General features: G+C 62.7%; 22 protein-coding genes and 1 riboswitch. Of the genes, 4 read left to right on the forward strand and 18 right to left on the reverse strand.

Annotation, left to right across the window (positions count from 1 at the left end; genetic code table 11):
- The 8 genes from PVW46_RS17405 to PVW46_RS17440 all read right to left on the reverse strand — a co-directional run.
- Positions 1-744: DUF475 domain-containing protein (locus tag PVW46_RS17405; RefSeq protein ID WP_274576873.1), on the reverse strand; the 744-nt coding region annotated here is incomplete at its 3' end.
- Positions 734-1480 (reverse strand): ribonuclease activity regulator RraA, encoded by a 747-nt coding sequence (locus PVW46_RS17410; RefSeq protein WP_274576875.1) that lies wholly within the window; start codon positions 1478-1480, stop codon positions 734-736. The genes PVW46_RS17405 and PVW46_RS17410, both read right to left, overlap by 11 nt.
- A 29-nt stretch (positions 1481-1509) precedes the next feature.
- Positions 1510-2460 carry a lactonase family protein gene (locus PVW46_RS17415; protein WP_274576877.1) on the reverse strand — a complete coding sequence of 317 codons (951 nt, stop codon included), beginning with the start codon at positions 2458-2460 and terminating at the stop codon, positions 1510-1512.
- 81 nt (positions 2461-2541) lie between these two features.
- Complete coding sequence (locus tag PVW46_RS17420) at positions 2542-3750, reverse strand: mandelate racemase/muconate lactonizing enzyme family protein (protein ID WP_274576878.1); 1209 nt, start codon at positions 3748-3750, stop codon at positions 2542-2544.
- Between the two features lie 10 nt (positions 3751-3760).
- Positions 3761-5500, reverse strand: a complete 1740-nt coding sequence (locus tag PVW46_RS17425; protein ID WP_274576879.1) for a dipeptide ABC transporter ATP-binding protein — start codon at positions 5498-5500, stop codon at positions 3761-3763.
- 14 nt (positions 5501-5514) lie between these two features.
- Positions 5515-6660, reverse strand: a complete 1146-nt coding sequence (locus PVW46_RS17430) for an ABC transporter permease (protein WP_274576880.1) — start codon at positions 6658-6660, stop codon at positions 5515-5517.
- Positions 6661-6665: 5 nt separating this feature from the next.
- Positions 6666-7652: an ABC transporter permease gene (locus PVW46_RS17435; protein WP_274576881.1), complete on the reverse strand. Its 987-nt coding sequence runs from the start codon at positions 7650-7652 to the stop codon at positions 6666-6668.
- Between the two features lie 246 nt (positions 7653-7898).
- Entirely contained in the window at positions 7899-9851 is a 1953-nt protein-coding gene (locus PVW46_RS17440; protein WP_274576882.1) for an ABC transporter substrate-binding protein, read from the reverse strand.
- A 507-nt stretch (positions 9852-10358) separates the two neighbouring features.
- Here PVW46_RS17440 and PVW46_RS17445 point away from each other — a divergent pair.
- Entirely contained in the window at positions 10359-11198 is an 840-nt protein-coding gene (locus tag PVW46_RS17445; RefSeq protein WP_274576884.1) for an NAD-dependent epimerase/dehydratase family protein, read from the forward strand.
- Positions 11195-12067, forward strand: a complete 873-nt coding sequence (locus PVW46_RS17450) for an aldose epimerase family protein (RefSeq protein ID WP_274576885.1) — start codon at positions 11195-11197, stop codon at positions 12065-12067. The genes PVW46_RS17445 and PVW46_RS17450 overlap by 4 nt, the downstream gene beginning before the upstream one ends.
- Here PVW46_RS17450 and PVW46_RS17455 read toward each other — a convergent pair.
- The 10 genes from PVW46_RS17455 to thiC form a co-directional block, all read right to left on the reverse strand.
- The gene (locus PVW46_RS17455) at positions 12048-12332 is read right to left on the reverse strand and encodes a biotin transporter BioY (protein ID WP_274576886.1); all 285 of its coding nucleotides are present in this window, start codon (positions 12330-12332) and stop codon (positions 12048-12050) included. The two genes, PVW46_RS17450 and PVW46_RS17455, sit on opposite strands and share 20 nt — an antisense overlap.
- A 226-nt stretch (positions 12333-12558) precedes the next feature.
- A complete protein-coding gene (locus PVW46_RS17460) occupies positions 12559-13350 on the reverse strand; it encodes a crotonase/enoyl-CoA hydratase family protein (protein ID WP_274576887.1) in 792 nt (263 codons plus the stop codon).
- Complete coding sequence (locus tag PVW46_RS17465) at positions 13347-14228, reverse strand: hydroxymethylglutaryl-CoA lyase (RefSeq protein ID WP_274576889.1); 882 nt, start codon at positions 14226-14228, stop codon at positions 13347-13349. Before PVW46_RS17465 ends, PVW46_RS17460 begins: the two co-directional genes overlap by 4 nt.
- Positions 14225-14695: an acyl-CoA carboxylase biotin carboxyl carrier protein subunit gene (locus tag PVW46_RS17470; RefSeq protein ID WP_274576891.1), complete on the reverse strand. Its 471-nt coding sequence runs from the start codon at positions 14693-14695 to the stop codon at positions 14225-14227. Before PVW46_RS17470 ends, PVW46_RS17465 begins: the two co-directional genes overlap by 4 nt.
- A gap of 109 nt (positions 14696-14804) precedes the next feature.
- Positions 14805-15509: a HesA/MoeB/ThiF family protein gene (locus PVW46_RS17475; RefSeq protein WP_274576894.1), complete on the reverse strand. Its 705-nt coding sequence runs from the start codon at positions 15507-15509 to the stop codon at positions 14805-14807.
- A complete protein-coding gene (locus PVW46_RS17480) occupies positions 15506-16108 on the reverse strand; it encodes a thiamine phosphate synthase (protein ID WP_443137051.1) in 603 nt (200 codons plus the stop codon). The genes PVW46_RS17475 and PVW46_RS17480 overlap by 4 nt, the downstream gene beginning before the upstream one ends.
- A gap of 2 nt (positions 16109-16110) precedes the next feature.
- A complete protein-coding gene (locus tag PVW46_RS17485) occupies positions 16111-16869 on the reverse strand; it encodes a thiazole synthase (RefSeq protein ID WP_088672070.1) in 759 nt (252 codons plus the stop codon).
- 1 nt (position 16870) lies between these two features.
- Positions 16871-17068 (reverse strand): sulfur carrier protein ThiS, encoded by a 198-nt coding sequence (thiS, locus tag PVW46_RS17490; RefSeq protein ID WP_088672069.1) that lies wholly within the window; start codon positions 17066-17068, stop codon positions 16871-16873.
- Positions 17058-17993, reverse strand: coding sequence for an FAD-dependent oxidoreductase (locus PVW46_RS17495; protein WP_274576906.1), 936 nt, complete (start codon positions 17991-17993; stop codon positions 17058-17060). Before PVW46_RS17495 ends, thiS begins: the two co-directional genes overlap by 11 nt.
- Positions 17990-19777, reverse strand: coding sequence for a phosphomethylpyrimidine synthase ThiC (thiC, locus tag PVW46_RS17500; RefSeq protein WP_274576909.1), 1788 nt, complete (start codon positions 19775-19777; stop codon positions 17990-17992). The genes PVW46_RS17495 and thiC overlap by 4 nt, the downstream gene beginning before the upstream one ends.
- Before the next feature lie 116 nt (positions 19778-19893).
- Positions 19894-20014, reverse strand: a riboswitch (TPP riboswitch).
- 236 nt (positions 20015-20250) lie between these two features.
- Here thiC and PVW46_RS17505 point away from each other — a divergent pair.
- Positions 20251-20592: a carboxymuconolactone decarboxylase family protein gene (locus tag PVW46_RS17505; protein ID WP_088672066.1), complete on the forward strand. Its 342-nt coding sequence runs from the start codon at positions 20251-20253 to the stop codon at positions 20590-20592.
- The gene (lipA, locus tag PVW46_RS17510) at positions 20589-21563 is read left to right on the forward strand and encodes a lipoyl synthase (RefSeq protein ID WP_088672065.1); all 975 of its coding nucleotides are present in this window, start codon (positions 20589-20591) and stop codon (positions 21561-21563) included. The genes PVW46_RS17505 and lipA overlap by 4 nt, the downstream gene beginning before the upstream one ends.
- The last annotated feature ends 6 nt before the right edge of the window (positions 21564-21569 follow it).

The following is a 21569-nucleotide window of genomic DNA, read 5'->3' on the forward strand; positions in this document are numbered from 1 at the left end:
CAGCACCTCGAGGTAGAGAAAGGCCCCGACCCCGCCTTTGGCCGCCCCTTCGAGGGCCTGCTGCGAACTGTCGAGCAGCGCGCCAAGCGCCTCGACCACGAGAAAGGTCATCAGTCCCCAGATTGCGGCACTGAAAAACGCATCCGCATCGGCGGCGCTTGACTGAACCGAGGAGAAGACAAGGATGAGCGCCAGGACCAGCATGATTTCAAAGCCGCGGATACCCGCGGCGCGGGCCATCCTGTCCTCGATCCAACGCACCCAGTGCTCGTCCTTTTCCTTGTCGAAAAAGAAACAGAGCCCGACCATCATCAGGAAGGTCCCGCCGAAGGCCGCGATGGACAGATGTGCGTCGTGCATGATGCGGCTGTATTCGCCCGGCTCGGCCACGGCCAGCACCAGCGCCTGCCACGGCCCCACCTTTGCAGCCAGCGCGACAATCGCCAGTGGAAAGACGATCCGCATGCCAAAAACAGCGATCAGGATGCCCCAGGTCAGAAACCGGCGCTGCCACTTCGGCGACATGGTCTTGAGCTTGTTGGCGTTCACGATGGCATTGTCGAAGGACAGGCTGATCTCAAGCACCGCCAGAACGGCGCAGATAAAGAAGATCGTCAGCGTGCCCGAGGCCGTGCCTGTGGCGTTCCAGCCGACGACTGCGCCGAGAAGCAGCCCTAGTGCCGTGACGGCAAAGGCCCAGCGGAAATGATGGAGTATTGACTGTCCGGTCGGCTCAGCGCTCATCTTGCTTCATCCGGTGGTAGAAATACGTGTCATCCTTGGCTGCAAGCCATGCTTCGTAGGCGGCGCGGTTTTCCTCCTTCGTGCAGGGATAGAGGCCGATGATGGTGTGGCCTTCGGCCACGCGTTCCGCCACGAAAGCCTCGAAGGCGGTCATCTCGATACACTCATCCGCGACCTCGTCGGCGATCTCGGTCGGGACCACGATGACGCAATCCGCGTCACCCACGATCACGTCTCCAGGAAAGACCGGCGCATCCCCGCAGCCGATCGGTTCGTTGATGGCGATGGCCTCGTTGTTGGTCAGGTTCGTCGGGCTGGAGGGGCGTGAATGGTAGGCGGGCATGTCCAGCGTGGCGATGTTCATCGCGTCGCGAAATCCGCCATCCGTCACGACACCGGCCCCGCCACGCTTCATCAGCCGGGTGATGAGAATGTCCCCGGCTGAGGCGGCCTCGGCCTGCTTGCGGCTGTCCATGACCAGAACGTGCCCCTCGGGACAGGTTTCGATGGCGACGCGCTGCTTGTGCTCGGGGTTGCGAAAGACCTCGATTCCGTTGCGATCCTCGCGGGCGGGAATGTAGCGCAGGGTGAAGGCGGGACCGACCATGTTCTGCCCCTTCCAACCTACAGGATGCACACCCTGGATCACCTGGTGGCGCAGGCCGCGCTTGTAGAGCGCCGTGGCAATGGTCGCGACCGAGATATGCAGGAACTTGTTGCGGGTGCTCTCTTTCATCGTCGGGTCCTTGAGGTGAGTTTGATGGTTCAAAGCGCCAGCACCCAGCTGGGAACGGCGCCGATTTCGGTTCGGAAGACACGCCCTGGCAGCCCGTCCCGGTCAATTCGATAGACCCAGGCCTCGCTGCTCTTTTCGCCGAGGGCGATCAGGTGGCGGTCGGTGGCGCAGAGATCAAAGGCGGTTGGACAGTCGGGCGCGGGCACGGCGCCGATCAGCTGCATCACGCCCTGCGCCCCAAGGCGATAGGCGAAGATCTGCGATGTGCTGCGTTCGGAAGCATAAAGAACATCATGTCGTGGGCTTAGCCGCAGCTCGGCCGCCCATGCCTTATCCGCGCCCGGCAACAACTCGACCCTGCCCTGCACGGACAAGGCACCGGTTTCGACATCCACGTCCAGCGAGGTAAGGGTCCCCGCAAATTCCGACAGCAGGTAAGCGCGTGTCCCGTCTGCCGCGAATACGATGTGCCGCGGCCCAGCTTCCGCCGGAAATTCGCGCCGGGCCAACGGTTTCAGATCGCAGCGCGCCATATCGAATGCGTAGCTCTGGACGAAATCGCCGCGCAAGCTGGTGGCATAGGCAAGGCCGTTCGGGGCATCGAAAAAGCAATGTGCCTTGAACGCCTCCTGTGTCATGATCGGATCGCCTGCCCGCCCGTCCTTGTCGATGGGGCTGACGGCAATCACACTGCCCGTGTTGGACGATGAGAGCACCCGCTGGCCGCACGAGGAGAGTGTGGCATAGCACATGCTTGCGGGCAGGCTGGCGTCTCCCAGGCAGGTCAGGCGGCGCGCATCGCGATCAAGGGCAAAGCTGAACAGCCGGAACGCATCGCCACGCCAGGCAGCATAGATCCGGGTCTTGCCTGCGTTTGCAGCCATTGGCACGCCGCGACAGCGGCCCGTGGCCCCCGGCAAGGGCTGCTTGTCGATGACGACAAGCACGCCCGTCTCCGGGTCCAGCGAACAGAGCGCCAAAGCGCCCTCTCCTGCGAGGGCGATAGCCCAAAGGCCGTCCCCAGTAGCGCATCCTGTGTCCGTCGCCGGAGCCATGAGCGATCAGGACTCCTCTGTTCGCTTCAAACGCAGGCGAGACCGCCGGCGCAAGCGGGGCTGAAAGTAGACGCATTCGCCAAAAGTGCCCGGCTCATAGGCGCCCTCGTTCTCCGGCATGTCGGCCACGTTGCGCTGGCTCGGGTACTTCTCGATCTCCTCCTCGACCAGTTCGACGCCAAGACCGGGCGCGTCCGGCACCGGCAAGGCGCCGTATTCAGCCTTGAGGACAGGTGTGACCACTTCGTAGCGGCCCGGCCAGTCGATCTCGACCCGTTCCAGCATCAACACGTTCGGGATCGTGGCCAAGACATGCAGCGCGGCAAATTCCGCCACCGGCCCCAGAGAGCCGGAATGCGGTGCCATCGTGATGTAATGGGATTCGGCCATTGCCGCCATCTTGCGCATCTGGGTGATACCGCCGGCACGGCCCGTGTCAGGTTGGATCACGTCCACAAGGTCGCGTTCGATATAGGGGCGGATGCCCCAGATGGTGCTAACGCGCTCGCCCGCTGCCAGAGGGATGTCCACCGCGTCACGCACCCGTTGCAATGCGCCCAGGTTCTCGGGTGCAACCGGATCCTCGTAGAACAGCAGATCCAGCTGCTCCAGCTCGCGCCCGACGGCAATCGCGTCGGCGGCGGTCATCCAGGACGGTCCATGTGCATCGACCATCACGTCCGCATCTGGTCCAACCGTGTCGCGGATCGAGGCCACCAGTTCGAGGTTTACGGCCCCTGTGAAGCCCACCTTCACCGCGCTGTAGCCCCGGTCCATCAGTTCCTGCGCACGCTCCGGCGACTTGGCGTGTCCATAAACGGGGATCGTGTCGCGGAACTTGCCGCCCAGCAGGTTCCAGACCGGCTGACCCAGCACCTTGCCCTTGATGTCCCACAGCGCCATTTCGATCCCGGTCAGCGCACCGCCGCCAACCGTGCCGGTCATGCCGTGGCCCATCGTGGCGACGTAGAGGCGTTGCCAAAGGCGGTCGATGTCGCGCGGGTCCTCACCGACCAGAACATTGGCGAGATCCTGCACCGCGCGTTCGATCACGCGCGGCCAGCCGGAACATTCGCCGATGCCGTAGATGCCCTCATCCGTTTCGACCTTGACGAAAAGCCAGTTGCGCGAGCCACGGAACGATCCCGCCCCCGCAGGCATTCCCGGCCGCGATCCCACCTGCATCAGAAAGGTCTTGATCTCTGTAATCTTCACGGGGCAGTCCTCAGGTTGCTTCTTGGTAACGCACGCGTTGCTTCTGCCCGCGAACACGCGGATCGGCGACCGGCACGGCGGATAGCAGCGACTGGGTATACTTGTGTTGCGGCGCATTGCAGACGGTCTCGGTATCGCCTGTCTCGACGATCTGGCCCCGGTACATGACGGCGATGCGGTCACAGAAATACCGGATCACCGCGATGTCGTGGCTGATCAGGATAAAGCTCAGGTCGAGCCGTTCCTGAAGATCGAGCAGCAGATCGAGGATCTGCGTCCGCAGGCTGACGTCCAGCGCCGAGGTCGCCTCGTCCGCGATTATGACGCGCGGGTTCGGCGCAATCGCGCGGGCAATCGACACGCGCTGCCGCTGGCCGCCGGAAAAGGCGTGCGGATAGCGCATGTAGGCCGTGTTCGGCAGCCCGACCAGCTCCAGCAGTTCAAAGACCCGGTCGCGGATCTGCTGCGACGTCATCTTGCCCTCGACCACCAGCGGTTCGGCAATGATCTGGCCAATCGTCATCCGCGGGTTGAGCGAGGAAAACGGATCCTGGAACACTGTCCGGATGTCGCGCCAGGGCTGCGCCAGCTGGTCTTCGGTCAGCGGGGCGAGGTCACGTTCCTCTCCGTCCTCGTTGGTGTAGAGGATCCGGCCCGAGGTGACATCATGCACACGTTGCAGGCAGCGCCCCAGCGTGGTCTTGCCAGACCCACTCTCGCCGACAATGCCCAGGTTTTCACCTTTGCGCAGTTCCAGGTCAGCGTCATTGACCGCGACCAGCCCCTTCACCTCGCCCCCGAACCAGCTCGTGCTGCCGCCAAAGACTTTGCGGACATTGTCCGACACCAAGCAGGGTGCGCCGATCGGGCGGACCTTGCGCATTTCAAGACGGCGTTCCGAGGGATGATCCAGTTCGCGCACGGAGTTCAACAGGCGCTGGGTGTAATGGTGCTGCGGGTTCTCGAAGATGTCGTAGACGTCTCCGGTCTCCACGACCTTGCCAAAGCGCATGACGGCGATTTCATCCGCGATTTCCGCCACCACGCCCATGTCGTGCGTAATGAACAGAACCGCCATGTCGCTTTCGTCCTGGATCGAGCGGATCAGATCGAGGATCTCGGCCTGGATGGTCACATCCAGCGCAGTCGTAGGCTCATCGGCGATCAGAACCGTCGGGTTGCAAGCCAGGGCCATTGCGATCATCGCGCGCTGCCGCATTCCGCCCGAGAACTCAAAGGGAAATTGGTCGATGGCCTTGCCCGGGTTCGGGATCTCGACCTTGCGCAACAGCTCAAAGGTTCTCTCGCGGGCCTCCTTCTTGGAGACAGGCTCGTGCAGGCGGATCGCCTCGCCGACCTGGTCGCCGATCCGGTGCACCGGCGAGAGCGAACTCATCGGTTCCTGGAAGATCATGGCGATGTCGCGACCGCGCAGGTTGCGGATGGCCTTGGACTTGGGATTGAGCTGCAAGAGGTCGACCGTGTCCTCTACACCGCCAGCGCGCGCCGTGCGGTGGCGGTGCAGCAGCGCCTGCCCGCCGGTCACGCGGCCCGGCGGATCGACGATCTGCAGGATCGAGCGGGACATCACGCTCTTGCCCGAGCCGCTTTCCCCGACGACGCAGAGCGTCTTGCCCGCGTGTAGTTCCAGAGAGACATCGTCGACCGCGCGGAAGTTGCCGCGCTTGGTCACGAACTCCGTGGTCAGGTTCTTGAGTTCCAGGACCGTCGTTTCTGCATCTGTTTTCATGGCTGTATTGCTCATCAGTGGCTGTCCTGTGCATAGGGATCGGCAGCGTCGCGCAAACCGTCGCCAAGGAAGTTCAGTGCCAGAACCGCAAGGCAGACCGCGCCGCCCGGAACGAAAAGCCAAGGCGCCTGCGCGATAGAGCGGACGTTCTGGGCCTCTTTCAACAACACGCCCCAGGAGATGATCGGCGGCGTCAGGCCAAGCCCGAGGAAGGACAGCGAGGTTTCCGCGATGATCATCACCGGGATCGCCAGCGTCACCGAGGCGATGATGTGGCTGACCATCGAGGGCATCATGTGGCGAAAGATCACCCGGCGCCGTTTACAGCCGTCCAGCCGGGCGGCGGTCACGAACTCCTCGGTCCGAAGGGCAAGGAAACGGCCTCGGACTACTCGCGCCAATTCGGTCCAGGCCACCAGCGACAGGATGATCGTGATGGCGAAGTAGCGCGTCAGCGGTGACCAGTCCTGCGGCAGCGCCGCGCTCAGGCCCAGCCAGATCGGGATCGTCGGCAGCGAAATCACCAGCTCCACGATTCGCTGGATGAACATGTCGATCCGTCCGCCGTAGTACCCGGAAATGCCGCCCAAGATCAGGCCCAGCACCAGGCTGAGGCTGACGCCGATCAGGCCGATGGACATGGAAATCCGCGTTCCATAGATCGTCCGGCTCAGCATGTCCCGGCCCAGCCGGTCCGCCCCGAAAAGGAAGAAGTGCTCATCGGGATTTTCGGTGGTCAGGAAGTGCCGCTCCATCGGGAACACGCCCCAAAGCTCATAGGGATCGCCTTTGCCGAAGAAATCCAGATAGATCTTCTTGTCCGGGTCGGGGGTGTAGGTGGTCTGGAGCGTGAACTTGTCCCGCTCCATCGTCTGCGCGACCACATGCGGGCTGATCGACCAACCGCCATCGGCATCACGGTCGATGAACCGGATCATCTGTGGCGGATGGTAGATGTCGGCCGATGAGGTCGCATTCGGATCAAAGGGGGCAAGAAATTCTGCAAAGGCCCCGATCACATAGAGCAGCAGCACGATCATCAGGCCGGTCATCGCCAGGCGGTGCTTGCGGAAGGACACCCAGATCAGCCGCCATTGGGACGCGAAGTCTTCGGGCGATTGTGCCAGGGCGCGGGGGTCGATTTCGGAATTAGCAGTCATTTGGGTCACCGGAAGCGAATGCGCGGGTCGATCACCGCGAGCAGGATGTCAGAGACGAGCATCCCGACGATTGACAGGCAGCAGAGCAGCAGGATGAAGGCGCCAGCCAGGTACATGTCCTGCGCCAGAAGCGCTTGCAGCATCAGTGGGCCCGAGGTCGGCAGCGACAGCACGAAGGCGGTGATGACGGCGCCCGAAATCAGTTGCGGGAAGGCCCAGCCGATTGTCGATATGAACGGGTTGATGGCGATCCGCACGGGATACTTCATGATCAAGCGCCACTCGGACAGGCCTTTGGCTCGGGCTGTCGTAACGTAGGGTCGATACAACTCGTCCAGCAGGTTGGCCCGCATGATGCGCACCAAGCTGGCAGTCGCGCTGGTGCCGAGGATGATGACCGGGATCCAGATATGCGCGGCAAGATCGCCGATCTTGGCCAGGGACCAGGGCGCATCCTGGTACTCCTCGGAGAAGAGGCCCGAGACGTCGGCCCCGAAATGCACCACCGCGACATACATGAGCACCAGTGCGAACAGGAAGTTCGGCATCGCCAGCCCGATGAAGCCGACCGTGGTAAAGAAATAGTCTCCGATCGAGTATTTCCGCACCGCCGAGTAGATCCCGATGGGCAGGGCCACGGCCCAGGTGAACATCAGGGTCGCCAGCGCCAGCGTGACGGACAGCGCCATGCGCTCCCAGATCAGCTGGCCCACGGGCTGCTGCCATTCGAAGGAAATCCCGAAATCGCCTTGAAGGACGCCACCGATCCAGCGCAGGTACTGGATGATGAAGGGCTGGTCGAACCCATAGCGTTCGCGGAGCGCGTCCAGCCTGGCTTCATCCACCACGTCGCCGGATTGCGCCAGCGTCGCGGCGAAGGATGTCAGGTAGTCGCCCGGAGGCGCGGAGATCAGCGCGAAGGCAATGAGCGAGACCGCGAAAAAGAACGGGATTGCCCATAGAATACGGCGCGCGATGTAGACGAGTAACATCAAGAGACCCCTGTTTGCTTTGTTCTTGGGTCGGCGTGAGCCAATGTGGATTGGATGGCTGCCACGGACGGCAGGCCTCGGTCGGAGTGTGAAGGTCGGGACGGGTGTCTGACAAAGGGAGTTGGAGGAACCTTCGCGGTCACCCGGAAAGTGTTGCCATCGGGCAGACGCACCCCGTCCCGTAGTCGGCTAGTGCCGGTCAGGGAGTGCGCGGCGCTCCGCCAGGGAGCGCCGCAAAGGTCGACGTTACTCGTCCTTCCAGAACCACGTTTGCGGCAAGGTCGGCGAAGGTGTCGGATAGTACCAGGAGCTTGGCATGCTGTCCGGCACGTTCATCAGGTCGTTCTTGACGATGCCGTAGGTCGGCACGGCCTTGGACACACCGAGAACTTCGAAGTTATCCGCAGCGATATCGGCAATCTCATGGAAGGTGGCGATACGTTCCTGCGGATCGGTCAGACCGCGCGCCTTGTCATAAAGCTCAAGCCGCTTCTTGACGTTCGCGGGCGGTTCTTCGCCTGCCGTGCCACCGCTGAGGTACCAGTCACGCCATGCGATGCCATAGCGGCTGTCGTGGTGAACGGGGACCAGCATCTGCGGGATCTGGCCCGGAACCCAGCTTTGCGTCGCACGCCAGACCGCGGCGTCGTGGTCGTTGCTGTTGGAGGTGCGCTCATAGAAGAACGTCCGCTCCATCGGATTGATTTCCATATCAATCCCCAGCTCGGCCCACTGCTGCTCGATCAGTTGCAGGGAGTCCACCCAGGTCGGATCAAAGGTCGGGATGACGTCGATCTGGAAGCGGACCGGCTCGCCGTTCTCCATCCGGCGAATGCCGTCTTCACCACGTTCGAGGCCAAGCCCGTCAAGCAAGGCGTTCGCCTTTTCGGGATCGTACTCAAGGAACTGCGTCGCGATCTTTTCGTGGTAGTAGGGATGATCCTCGAACGGCCCATGCTGCCACGGTTCACCCTCGCCCAGCATCACCGTGTCAATGATCGCCTGACGGTCCATGCCCAGGGACAACGCGATGCGGAAGTCCTTCTGGTTGAACAGGGCCCGCATGTCGGGGTCCTTGTGAGTCAGGTTGAAGCTGATGGACATATCGGTGCCGCCGGTCGACTTGGCCTCGAAGAAGTGGTAGTCTCCCTTCTCGCGGTTCTCGGCCAGGACGGGCCGGTTGGCCGGCGGATCGATGTGGCGCAGGCCGAAATCGACTTTGCCGCCAATCACGGAGAGAATCAGGCTTTCGACATCCTGGTCGATCGGCGCTATCATCTGGTCGATGTAGGGCAGCTGGTTGCCCTCGGTGTCGATCTGCCAGAAGTAGGGGTTACGCTCCATCACCACCCGCGTGGTGCCGCCGACATAGGGCTCCTTGATGATCCAGGGGTCCAGCGTCGGGCGCTCCGGGTTGCCCCAGCGGGCCGGGATTTCCAGGTCACCGCATTTCTGCAGGAACAGGTTCTGCCAATCGGTCGCGTCGTTCGCCTCGATCAGCGCGCCGATGTCGTCGTTGTACGACGGCAGGAACTGCGAGCAGTAGTGCTTGGCATAGAGCACCGGGTGCTGACCCAGCGGGCTGGCGAGTTCGGCGAGGAAGTCGCCATAAGGCTCTTTGAAGGTGAAGCGAACGGTATAGTCGTCCAGCTTTTCGGCCTTCAGCGGCTCCCCACCCGATGTATAGCGCGGCGGCGTCGGGGCAAATTCATTGTTCAGGACCAGATCCTGAATGTTGAACATCACGTCATCTGCGGTGAAGGGTTCACCGTCCGACCACTTCATCCCGTCACGCAAGTAGAAGGTGAAAACACGGCCGCCCTCGGTCACCTCGAAACGCTCGGCCACGTTGGGCACGACCTGGGTGTACTGCGGATCCCAGCGCACAAGGCCCTGCGGGCCGACAACGCGAAGAATATGGTTGTGGTCGGAACTGCCGCGCAGGTAGATCCGGAGATCGCCGCCATAGTGACCCACGGCATTCAGAGGCGTGACCACTTCAGGCTCTTCGCCCACGCGCTCGGCCACGGGCGGCAGATCACCGGCGGCCACCAGGTCCGCAAGCGCCGGGGCTTCGCCGGTTGCATCCTGCGCAAACGCCGGAAGCGCAAGCAAGGGCGCGATGGCCACACCCCGCATCAAGCGGGCTGTCAGGCTCCCGACCCAGCCGGAACTACCTCTCGAAGTGTCTCGTTGCATTTCGATCCTCCCTGTTATCCTGCGCGCCCTTCGGCCAAGGGCTCCTCCCCATGCCAATCACGGCGCGCACCAGAATGGGTAATGCAGGAATTTACATTTATCAATGTCAATCGTACATTATTTTGAGTATCTATCACGAGAAGATGTATCGATTCGCCTGGAGAATCCGTCAGCTCAGGTCCATAAACAACTATATTTACACTGGTTTCTCAAGAATGGGAGAAGAAAGATAGACAATGAAACTTCCAAAGTATCATACATTATCCCATTGCACAGAGACAACGATCACAGGGCGGCACGACACGTCTACGTCCTTGCGGGCTCTGCCACACGTATGCACGGGCAAGCCGATCGCGCATCCATGCACGGCGCCGACGCCGGACCCCGCGGTCTGATTGCGTGAAATCCGCCCCTTATGACCACACCCGGCCAGCACGCCCGCGACTGCCTAAAGGTATCAAAGACATGTCCGACTCAAGAACTTCCGCCATTGTTGCGCAGCCAGGCATGAAGGGAGAAATGCCCGTCCGCTCTGACAAACGTATCGCGCTGACAGGCGGGTCCGGCCGGGTCGGCACCGCGATTCGGCACTACCTGTCGGGGCATGTGGCAGGCATAAAGATCGTGGACACGGCAGAACCGGAGAATCTGGGCGCAACGGAAAGCTGGGACCAGGTGGATATTTCCGATGGCGCGGCGCTTACGGCCAGCCTGGCCGATGTGGACGCGATTGTGCATCTCGCGGGCTACCCCAACGAACGCAGCATAGACGACATCCTGCGCGTCAATGTCCTCGGGACGCACAACGTTCTGGAAGCGGCGCGGCGCAATGGAATCGGTCGCGTGGTCTATGGGTCTTCGAACCACGCCGTCGGATTTTACCCCCGCCAGACGGTGGTGTCCGAAGCCGACCCGATGCGCCCCGATTCACTCTACGGGTTAAGCAAGTGCTGGGGCGAACTGGAGGCAGGGCTCTATTTCGACAAGTTCGGCATCCGCACCATGAATATCCGCATCGGAAACGCCGGGGACCGCCCCAAGGACGCCCGGGCGCTGAACATGTGGGTCAGTTCCCGTGATCTCGCGCAACTGGTCATGATCGGGCTGGAACATCCCGATATCACCTGCACGACGGTCTATGGTGTCTCGCATGTTCCCGCCGGCTGGTGGGACAACAGCACCGCAACGGCCCTTGGCTACAGGCCCGCCGATTCCGCCGAGGCGCTGGCCGGCCCGGACACGACACGCGAATACCCCACGCACCTGCCCGAGATCGCCGAACATTTCCAGGGGGGCCGGTTCTGCGTGATCGACCATGACGGCAAGATGCGGCAGCGCCTCCCATGAGCCGTTCGTCTTCGTCTATCGGAAGCGATCACCGGTTCGGACGAGCTGACGAATGCTCGATTCGCAACGCTCAAATCGAAGCGCGTTTCGCCCCCTGGGCAGGTGGGCGCTTGGTCTCGCTCAGGCACGTCGATCACGGTGACATCCTAGTACCATTGAACGATCTTCATTTTGCCCCGGACGCCTGGCCGAAAGCTGGCGCCTTCCCACTGTTCCCGTTTCACAACCGCATTCGCGATGCCTACTTCACTATGAACGATCGCCGGGTTCGGCTTCGCCCGAACATGGCAAACGGCAGGGACGTCATGCATGGTCCGGCGCACCAACGCCCTTGGGACATCACCGAAACCGGCCCGGCACTCCTCGGGATGACATTGAACTACCACGCCGACGATGACTGGCCCTTCGACTTTACCGCAAGCCAAAGGTTTGAGCTTTGTGAGGATGGCCTTTCAATCAGTCTGAAACTGATAAACTCAGGCAAGACAGCCATGCCCGGTGGTATAGGCTGGCACCCCTATTTCAGACCTGCATCCGATGGTCAGATTCAGGTTCACGCGGAGCAGACGGCGGAATGCCCCGACGCAGGCGCCAGTCCGATCACCCTTGATGTCACGCAACATTATTCCGGATGGAAAGAGACGATCGCGCGAATCGACACCTTACCCGGCGCAACAATCTCGCTTACAGCTGTTTCCGGCCTGTCCTATTGTGCTCTTTTGCACAAGGCCGATTACCTGTGCATTGAACCTGTGTCTCATCTCGCAGGCGCATTTCAAATTGCGCCTGCCTCACGATCCGGGGCGGGACTGCGACTCCTGGCCCCCGGCGAGTTCATGACTGGAACCGCTATGCTGCGCATCTTGTGATCCCGGCAACATGAAAGGGGGATGCATGCACCAAGCCTCCCATTCCGGCGCGACCCGTGAATCGTGACGATCCTGACCGCGCTCTGACCATTCGCCCGCTCAGCGGAATGACACGTTGTGCCAGTCCCAGTTTCAATGCATCCCTAACAAGGAATGACAGTGCACCCCAATGTAGCATGGGTTTCTCCCAGCCAAGGAGAGTACCCAGCCAGACGGGTCCCAGCAGACAAATGACGGCATTTCCAACAAGCAGAGCCAGCGCCATGCGCGGTATGGTCCTCCCCCAACCATGGCCCAAAGACTACCGCAATCGCCCGCCCCGCTGCGCGAGAAAATAGCTCGCTTATTGCGCGATTGCGCAACCCGCGCCGAGCGGCGTAAACACGAACCGGACGCCGGTCGAGGCGGGATGAAAGATCGGTGGCAGATCATCGGAAACAAACATTTCGGATGATGCGGTTTGTTATCCCTGTAGCAGCCAGACGTGCTCCTCAAGCGTTCCGTCGCCACGTCGGCGTTTCCTTGGCAAAGAAAGCTGAGATGCCTTCCTGCGTTTCCTCAGTCTCCCAACAGTCGGCCAAAGCACTGGCAGTCATGTCGGCGGCCTGCACCGGGTCCGTGCCGGCAAGCTCGCGGCACAGGACCTTGGCCGCCGAGACCGCGCCGGGCGCACAGTTCAGAATGGCAGAGACCTCTTCCTCCACCGCCTCGGCCATGCCCTCCGCCGCGCAGATCCGCGCGACCAGCCCGGCGCGCATCAGGAAGGCGGCATCGAAGGGGCGCGCCGTGAAAAAGACCTGCCGGGCAAAGGCCTCGCCCATGCGACGGACGACGAAGGGGCCGATGGTGGCCGGAATCAGGCCAAGGCGCGTCTCGGTCAGGGCGAAACGTGTGTTTTCCTCGGCGATGACGATATCGCAGACGGCAATCAGCCCGATGCCGCCACCATAGGCCGCCCCCTGCACCTGCCCGATCACCGGCTTTGGCAGGGCGTTCCACAGGCCCAGCATCCCGGCCAGCGAACCGGCCTCCTGCATCTTGCCCGCACGGTCCTGTTCGGCCTGCGCGCGCATCCAGCCCAGATCGCCCCCGGCGCAGAAACTGCGCCCCTCGCCGGTCAGGATCACCGCCCGAACCGAACTGTCCTCGGCCAGCGCCTTCGCCGCCTCGGTCAACTCACCGATCATCTGCGCATTCATGGCGTTATGTTTCTCGGGTCGCGCCAGCGTCACCGTGGCGATACCGCGTTCATCCCGCGTCACCCGGATGGTTTCAAAGCTCATTCTGTATTCTCCATTGACTGCGCCGTGTTGCGGGCGAAACCGGCCACCAGCCGCTCGGCCTCGGCCAGCTGGTCACGGTCTATCCCTGTCCGGAACCCGCGCTCTTCCAGAATCGTCACAAGCGCGGTCGTCGACAGGTTGCCCTTGGCGCCGGGCGCATAGGGGCAGCCGCCAAGACCGCCGACCGCGCTGTCGAAGGACCGCAAGCCAAAATCCAGCGCCACCGCCACATTGCCCAGGGCCCGCACGCCGGTGTCATGGAAATGCCCGGCCAGACGCTCCGCCGGGACAAGATCGACCACCGCTTCGAGCATGGCGAATGTCGCCTCGGGCGTCGCGCGGCCGATCGTATCCGCCAGCGAAATCTCGTAGCATCCCATTTCGTCCAGGGCGACGGCCACATCCCGGACGGCGTTCGGGTCCACCGCGCCGGAATAGGGGCATTCCATCGCACAGGACACATAGCCGCGCACGGGAATCGCGGCGTCGCGCGCGGCCTGCATCAGGGGGGCAAATCGCTCCAGGCTTTCCGCGACGGAACAGTTGATGTTCTTCCGGCTGAAGGCCTCGGAGGCCGAGGCAAAGACGGCGACCTCATCCGCCCCGGCCGCCAGCGCCCGTTCGAACCCCTTGAGGTTCGGTGTCAGGACCGCATAGCTCACACCCCCGGCGCGGGTGATCCCGGCCATGACCTCACCCGCATCGGCCAGTTGAAGCACCCATTTCGGAGACACGAAACTGGTGGCCTCGATCCGGGCGAAGCCTGCCGATGACAGCAGGTCGATCAGGGCGATCTTGTCCCGCGTCGGGATCAGCGCCTTTTCATTCTGCAGACCGTCACGCGGGCCTACCTCGAAGATCCGGACGTCCCTCGTCATGATGCTGCGGCCTCGAAGTTGACGAGGATCGCGCCACCTTCGACCGCGTCCCCCGCGGCGCAGAGCACCTCGGCCACGGTTCCGATGCGCGGGGCGACCAGGGCGGTTTCCATCTTCATGGCTTCCATCACACCCAGCCGGGCGCCTTCGGCGACCGTGTCGCCCACCGCGACATCCAGCGCGACGATCACGCCGGTCATGGGCGCCACCACGCTGTCGCTGGCATCGACAAGCGCGGCGCTGCCTGAAAGGGCATCGGGGAGGAGAAATTCGCGCGCGACACCCCCGGTCAGGACAGAGATCAAGAGCCCGGTGTCCCGCTCTGCAAGACGCACCCGCGCTTCGACCTGCGCATTCGTTTTGCCCAAACGCGCCGAGACCTGCGCGCCCTCCATGGACAGATCCCGTAGCACAAGGGTCTCTGACCCCTCTTGCGACAGGCAAACCGTGCCATCGGATTTCAGCACCAGCCGACAGATAAAGGGCGATCCGCTCCGGCGCGGGTGAAAGGCGGAGATCTATCACCAGATCGTTTTCGGTTATTTGAGATCGCGCGATAACGCCCGGAATAGCCCGCTAGGGGTCCGACGCACCGTCAAACCGGAACGAGGACACCCGCCAACCAGCCATATCGACGGACATGATCTGCCCCAGTGGGTTGGGTTCGTGGCTCAGCAGCACCGACAGGACCATCTGCGCCTGCATCGTGCCCAGCATCGCCACGACAGGCCCCATGACTCCCGCCGTGGCACAGGTCTGCACCTGAAGCGGCAGATCAGGGAAAACCGCCCGATAGCCGGGCGCCCCGCCACAGAACCCGCCCACATAGCCCGTACGCCCCAGAACCGACGCGCTGATCAGCGGCACCCTTGCAGAAAGGCAGACATCGGACAACGCATAGGTCACTGCGAAGCTGTCTGCCGCATCCACGACCACGCTGGCCTGCGGCACCAGTTGACGCGCCAGAACAGGGTCCAACCGCGCAACGTGAGCTTGCACCCGACAATCCGGGTTCAGGTCCGTCAGGGCCCGGGTTGCACACTCGGCCTTGGGGTGGCCGATATCCACCATGCGGTACAATTTCTGGCGGTGCAGGTTGCCCTCTTCTACCCGGTCGGGATCGATAACGACGATCCGCCCGCATCCGGCCCCGGCCAAAACGGGCAGAACAGCAGACCCCAGCCCCCCTGCACCGACGACCAGAGCCTCGGCTTGCGAAAACAGGGCTTGCCCCTTCGCCCCGACCTCGGGCAAGCATTGCTGACTTTCATAACGGGTCACAGCGCCGGTTCCTGCGTCGCTTCCAGCCATTCGCGGCACCGGGCTTCGGGATCGGCGGCCATCTGGATGTCCGTTACCACTGCGGCGCTATCGGCCCCTGCCGCGAAGACGCCGGGCAGGCGTTCGGGAGTCAGCCCGCCAATCGCGACCAGCGGCACCTTGCCGACCCGTGCTTTCCAGTCCTGCACCCGGTCCAAACCCTGCGGCCCCCATTTCATCTTTTTCAGAAGGGTCGGATACACCGGGCCAAGCGCGACATAATCCGGGTTCAGGGCCAGGGCGCGGTCCAATTCGGCCTCGTCATGGGAGGACAGACCGAACCGAATTCCGGCATGGCGCAACGCGGCGAAGTCGGCAGTATCCATGTCCTCTTGGCCCAGGTGAACGAAATCAACACCCAGCATCAGCGCCAGTTCCCAGTAATCGTTCAGAATCAACTGCGCCCCATAGGCGCGGCAACACGCCTGAGCCCGCAATATTTCACCGCGCAATCTATCAGGGGACAAGCCTTTGGCCCGCAATTGCACGGTCCGTACCCCCAAGAGCACCAGACGTTCCAGCAGGTCGGCCGTACCGGCAATCAGATAGAACGGGTCCAGCATCATGCCAGCTCCGCCATGCCGAAGACCGGGGTCGAGGGTTGGGCCATGTCGCGCCTGGGCATCAGCCCGGCCTGACACGCCGCCTGCCCGGCCTGCACTGCCTGCCCGAAGGCCCGCGCCATTCCGACCGGATCCAGCGCGCGGGCGACAGCGGTGTTCAGCAGAACCGCATCAAATCCCATTTCCATCGCCTGCGCTGCCTGGCTGGGTGCGCCGATCCCGGCATCCACTACCAGTGGGACACCCGTAAAATGCGCCCGCATCGTGCGCAGCCCCTCGATATTGCGTAGCCCCTGCCCCGATCCGATCGGCGCACCCCAGGGCATAAGCACCTGGCAACCCGCCTCTAGCAGTTTTTCCCCGACGATCAGGTCGTCGGTGGTATAGGGGAAAACCTCGAACCCGTCAGCGCACAGGGTACGGGTGGCCTCGACCAGCGCGAAAGGATCAGGCTGCAAGGTGTCGGCATGACCGATCACTTCCAGTTTGATCCAGTGCGTTCCGAACAATTCACGCGCCATATGGGCTGTCGTGACCGCTTCGCGGGCGGTGTGGCAACCGGCCGTGTTGGGCAGTATCCGGCAACCGCTGTCAGACAGGATCTGCCGAAACGCCGCGCCGTCCGCCCCTTCGCGGCGCAGGGAAACGGTAATCACCTCGGTCCCGGAGGCAGTAATGGCGTCACGCAGAACGGCGGGTGATGGATACTGCGCCGTCCCCAGCATCAGCCGCGAGGTCAGGTCAACTCCGTAGAACATCTCAGCCCCCCTGCATGGGTGACAGGACTTCGATCTTGTCACCGTCGGCCAGCTTCGTTCCTTCGCGCAGCGGACGGGGTACGAAGTCACCGTTCACCGCCGTCGCGATACTGGCGGGGTCAAATCCGCGTTCATCGATCAGCGCGGCAAGGGATGCAGCCGTGGTATCGATCCGCACGCCGTTCAGGTCAACCTGCATGGGCGATCTCCTGTGTCAGGGAGGCGGCCAGTTCCTCGGCCAGGGCCGGGGCGGTCAGGAACCCGTGGCGGTACATGCCGTTCATGAAAATTTTGTCGCCGAGAAAGCGGATGGCGGGGATGTTGTCGGGAAACGACGGGCGCAGGCCCGAGCCGGTTTCGGTCACTTCCGCCTCTGCAAAGGCGGGATGGACGGTGTAAGCAGTGGACAACAGTTCCATCACCGCGCGGGCACTGACCGGACCATTGCGTGCGCTTTCCACCATGGTTGCGCCGACCATATAGTGCCCATCCCCGCGCGGAACGATGTAACACGGAAAGCGTGGATGCAGCAGCCGCACGGTGCGGGTCAGTTGCACGTCGGGGGCATAAAGCGCCAGCATCTCACCCCGCACGGCGCGCAGGTCCGGCAATTGGGCCGCGGCTGCCATGCCGGTGCAGTCGATGATCTGCCCCGTGGATGGCCCGTGGTGAAAGCGGACGCCCATCGCCTCTAGCCGCGTACGTAGGCTGCGCATCGCTTCGCGCGGATCCATGTGGGCCTCTTTTGCGAAGAACAGACCACGGGCGAACCGGGTTTCCAGATCAGGTTCCAGATCGGCAGGGTTCACCCATTCGTGCGCTTCGGTCGCCCGCGCGAAGCGATCCAGTTCGGAGACATCGCGCGACGGTGCCACCACCAGCGTTCCCATGCGAACCAGCGACCCGACCCGAGCCCCCCACCAGTCGCCGGCGGACTGGCCCATTTTCACCACCAAATCCGGTGCGCTTTCACCTTCGCAGAACGGCGCCAGCATCCCCCCTGCCAGCCAAGAGGCCGGATCAGGCGACCCTTCGGGGGTGATCACCTCTACCTGCAGACCACGTTCAGCCAGAGAGGTGGCGACGCAAAGCCCCGCCACCCCCATTCCAAGGACAGAGATCATTCTGCCGACTCCTGCGCAGGCACGTACAATTCGCCACCTTCGCGGAACTTGGCGGCCATCTTTTCCATGCCCTGCTGCTTTTCCGCCTCTGCGCGGATGTCGTGGGAAATGCGCATGGAACAGAATTTCGGCCCGCACATCGAACAGAAATGCGCCACCTTGTGCGCCTCTTTTGGCATGGTTTCGTCGTGCATTTCGCGCGCCGTGTCGGGATCAAGGCCCAGGTTGAACTGGTCTTCCCAGCGGAATTCGAACCGGGCGCGGGACAGGGCGTCGTCGCGGATCTGCGCGCCGGGGTGCCCCTTGGCCAGGTCGGCAGCGTGGGCAGCCAGCTTGTAGGTGATCACGCCGGTTTTCACGTCGTCGCGGTCCGGCAGGCCCAAGTGTTCCTTCGGTGTCACGTAGCACAGCATCGCCGTGCCGAACCACCCGATCATCGCGGCACCGATGGCGCTGGTGATATGGTCATAGCCCGGTGCGATATCCGTGGTGAGCGGCCCAAGCGTATAGAAGGGTGCCTCGTGGCAATGCTCCAGCTGCTTGTCCATGTTGGCCTTGATTTTGTGCATCGGCACGTGGCCCGGGCCTTCGATCATCACCTGGCAGTCCTTGGCCCACGCGATTTTCGTCAGCTCCCCCAGAGTTTCCAGTTCCGCGAACTGCGCCTGATCGTTGGCGTCCGCGATGGACCCGGGGCGCAGCCCATCGCCCAGACTGAAAGACACGTCATAGCGGCGGCAGATGTCGCAGATTTCCTCGAAATGCTCATACAGGAAGGATTCGCGGTGAAGGTGCAGACACCACTTGGCCATGATAGACCCGCCGCGCGATACGATGCCGGTCACGCGTTTCGCGGTCATCGGGATCATGTGCAGCCGCACGCCTGCGTGGATAGTGAAGTAATCCACCCCCTGTTCGGCCTGTTCGATCAGCGTGTCGCGGAAGATTTCCCAGGTCAGGTCCTCGGCGATGCCGCCCACCTTTTCCAGCGCCTGATACAGCGGCACGGTGCCGATCGGAACGGGTGCGTTGCGCAGGATCCAGTCGCGGATGTTGTGGATGTTGCGCCCGGTGGACAGATCCATCACCGTATCCGCTCCCCAACGGATGGCCCAGACCATCTTTTCGACCTCTTCCTCCATGCTGGAGGTGACGGCCGAGTTGCCGATGTTGGCGTTGATCTTCACCTTGAAGTTCCGGCCGATGATAACCGGCTCCAACTCGCGGTGGTTGATGTTGGCGGGGATGATGGCGCGGCCAGCGGTGATTTCGTCACGGACGAATTCGGGGGTGACAAGATCGGGGATCGCGGCGCCAAAATCTTCGCCATCGCGGCGATAGGCTTCCATGCGGCCTTCGTTTTCGCGGATGGCGACGAATTCCATTTCCGGGGTGACGACCCCGGCGCGGGCATAGGCCAACTGGGTGACCGCCTTGTCGTCCGTCGCCCGCAGCGGTTTGCGGGCTATCGGAAAGGCCGGGGTCAGGCGCGCACCTTCGGCAAACCCGTTGTCGGCAGAGGTGACGTGGCGCCCTTCGTATTCCTGCAAATCGCCGCGTGCGATCTGCCATTGGCTGCGCACAGCGGCCAAGCCCTTGGCGATATCGATGCTGACAGCGGGATCGGTGTAAGGGCCGGAACTGTCATAGACCGTCACTGGGGGTTCGTTCGACATGGCGATGCAGCGCATCGGCACGCGGATATCGTGCACCTGTCCGGGCACGTGGATTTTGGTCGAAGCGGGCAGCGGCCCGGTGGTGATCTGTGGGGTCTTGGCGTTCATTTGCGTCTCCTCAAGTGCGCTCGAAAAGACCCAAGCGAAACGTGAGGCAGAAAGCGGCCCGTAGCCCGCAAAAGGGCCACCGCGGCCCGAAAGGACCGCCCCGGTGTGCAAGTGGGGAAATTGCCCTTCGGTCTTCCTACGCCAGCATCAACTGGGTCAGGTTCAAAGGGTCGCTTCACCGGGGTTTCCCCCTGTCAGCCTCTCAGTCCCCTTGGCGGGACTCCCCTGACGTCACGGCACTCCACACCAGCAAGGGGCTGCCTGTCAAACAAACAATCCTGATTTGTCTTCATGACACAGGCACTGTCTCACTTGCCGCCAAATGAGACAGTTACCGGCCTGACAGGTCCGAATACCCGATCTCCGATACATCGCGGTGCACACAGCACGCATAGTGCCGTCAACGGTCCACGATGCCTGCGCCGCCTGAGGCAAACGCATCTCTATCACACGGGCCTGACGGGAGGAACACGATGACTAAGAACTACCGCGCCGAGAGCGCGGAAATCGACAAACGCGTGGGCGCACTGTTCAAGGCGGCCCCCGCGCCGATGAAACCCTACAGCCAGCTGGTCAGCGCCGTGTCGGGCGACGCGGCATTGTCAAGCAAAGTCAAGGAACTGATGGCGTTCTCGATTTCCATCGCGATCCGGTGCGAAGATTGTATCGTGTTTCACCTGCGGGCCGCGCTGAAACACGGCGCAACCCGCGACGAGGTGATCGAGGCGATCTCGGTCGCAATCGAGATGGGGGGCGGTCCTTCGGTCGTTTACGGAGGCCGGGCGCTGGCGGCCTTGGACGCGCTTGCCGAATGACACCACGACAGACACCGACCCTGCGACACCCTGAAAAGGCGCATCGCAAATCCGTGTCGGGACCGGTCAAACCGGGCTGGATTCGCGTCCGGGCCCCTTCGGGCGCAGGATTCGCCCGAACAATGGCTCTCGTCCGTGACGAAAAGCTGACCACCGTGTGCGAAGAGGCCAGTTGTCCCAATCTGGGCGAATGCTGGGACCAGGGTCACGCGACCATGATGATCATGGGCGACACCTGCACGCGGGGCTGCTCCTTCTGCAATGTGGCCACCGGTCGGCCAGAGGCTCTGGACCCGTTCGAACCTGGACGGGTGGCCAAAGCCGTGGCACGCTTGGGGCTCCGGCACGTCGTGATCACTTCTGTCGACCGCGACGACCTTGCCGACGGTGGTGCAGAGCACTTCGTGCACACGATCCGTGCCATCCGCCGGTCCAACCCCAACACCACCATCGAGCTTCTGACACCGGATTTCCTGGGTTGCGACCCCGCCATGGTGGACGCTATGGTCGATGCGCGCCCGGATGTCTTCAATCACAACCTTGAAACCGTGCCGGGGCTTTATCCGCAAATCCGCCCTGGTGCGCGCTACTATCATTCGCTGCGCCTGTTGGACCGTGTCCGGCAGCGCGACCCGTCCATCTTCACCAAATCGGGGCTGATGGTCGGCCTGGGCGAGGATCGCCAGTCCGTGCATCAAGTGATGGACGACCTGCGCGCGGCAGGCGTCGATTTTCTGACCATCGGGCAATACCTGCAACCGACGCCGAAACATCACCCCGTGGCCAGCTACATCACGCCCGAGGAATTCACAGCCTACAAGACAGCCGCCCTGGGCAAGGGGTTCGCGCTTGTCTCGGCTTCTCCGCTGACGCGATCAAGCTATCATGCGGATGCCGATTTTCAGCGACTGCAACAGGCGCGATCTGCGACTTGCGCTCAACTTGGACAAAAAGGGGAAACCACGCGATAATCAAAA

It is taken from the genome of Mameliella sp. AT18, assembly GCF_028807275.1.
Taxonomy (GTDB): domain Bacteria; phylum Pseudomonadota; class Alphaproteobacteria; order Rhodobacterales; family Rhodobacteraceae; genus Antarctobacter; species Antarctobacter albus.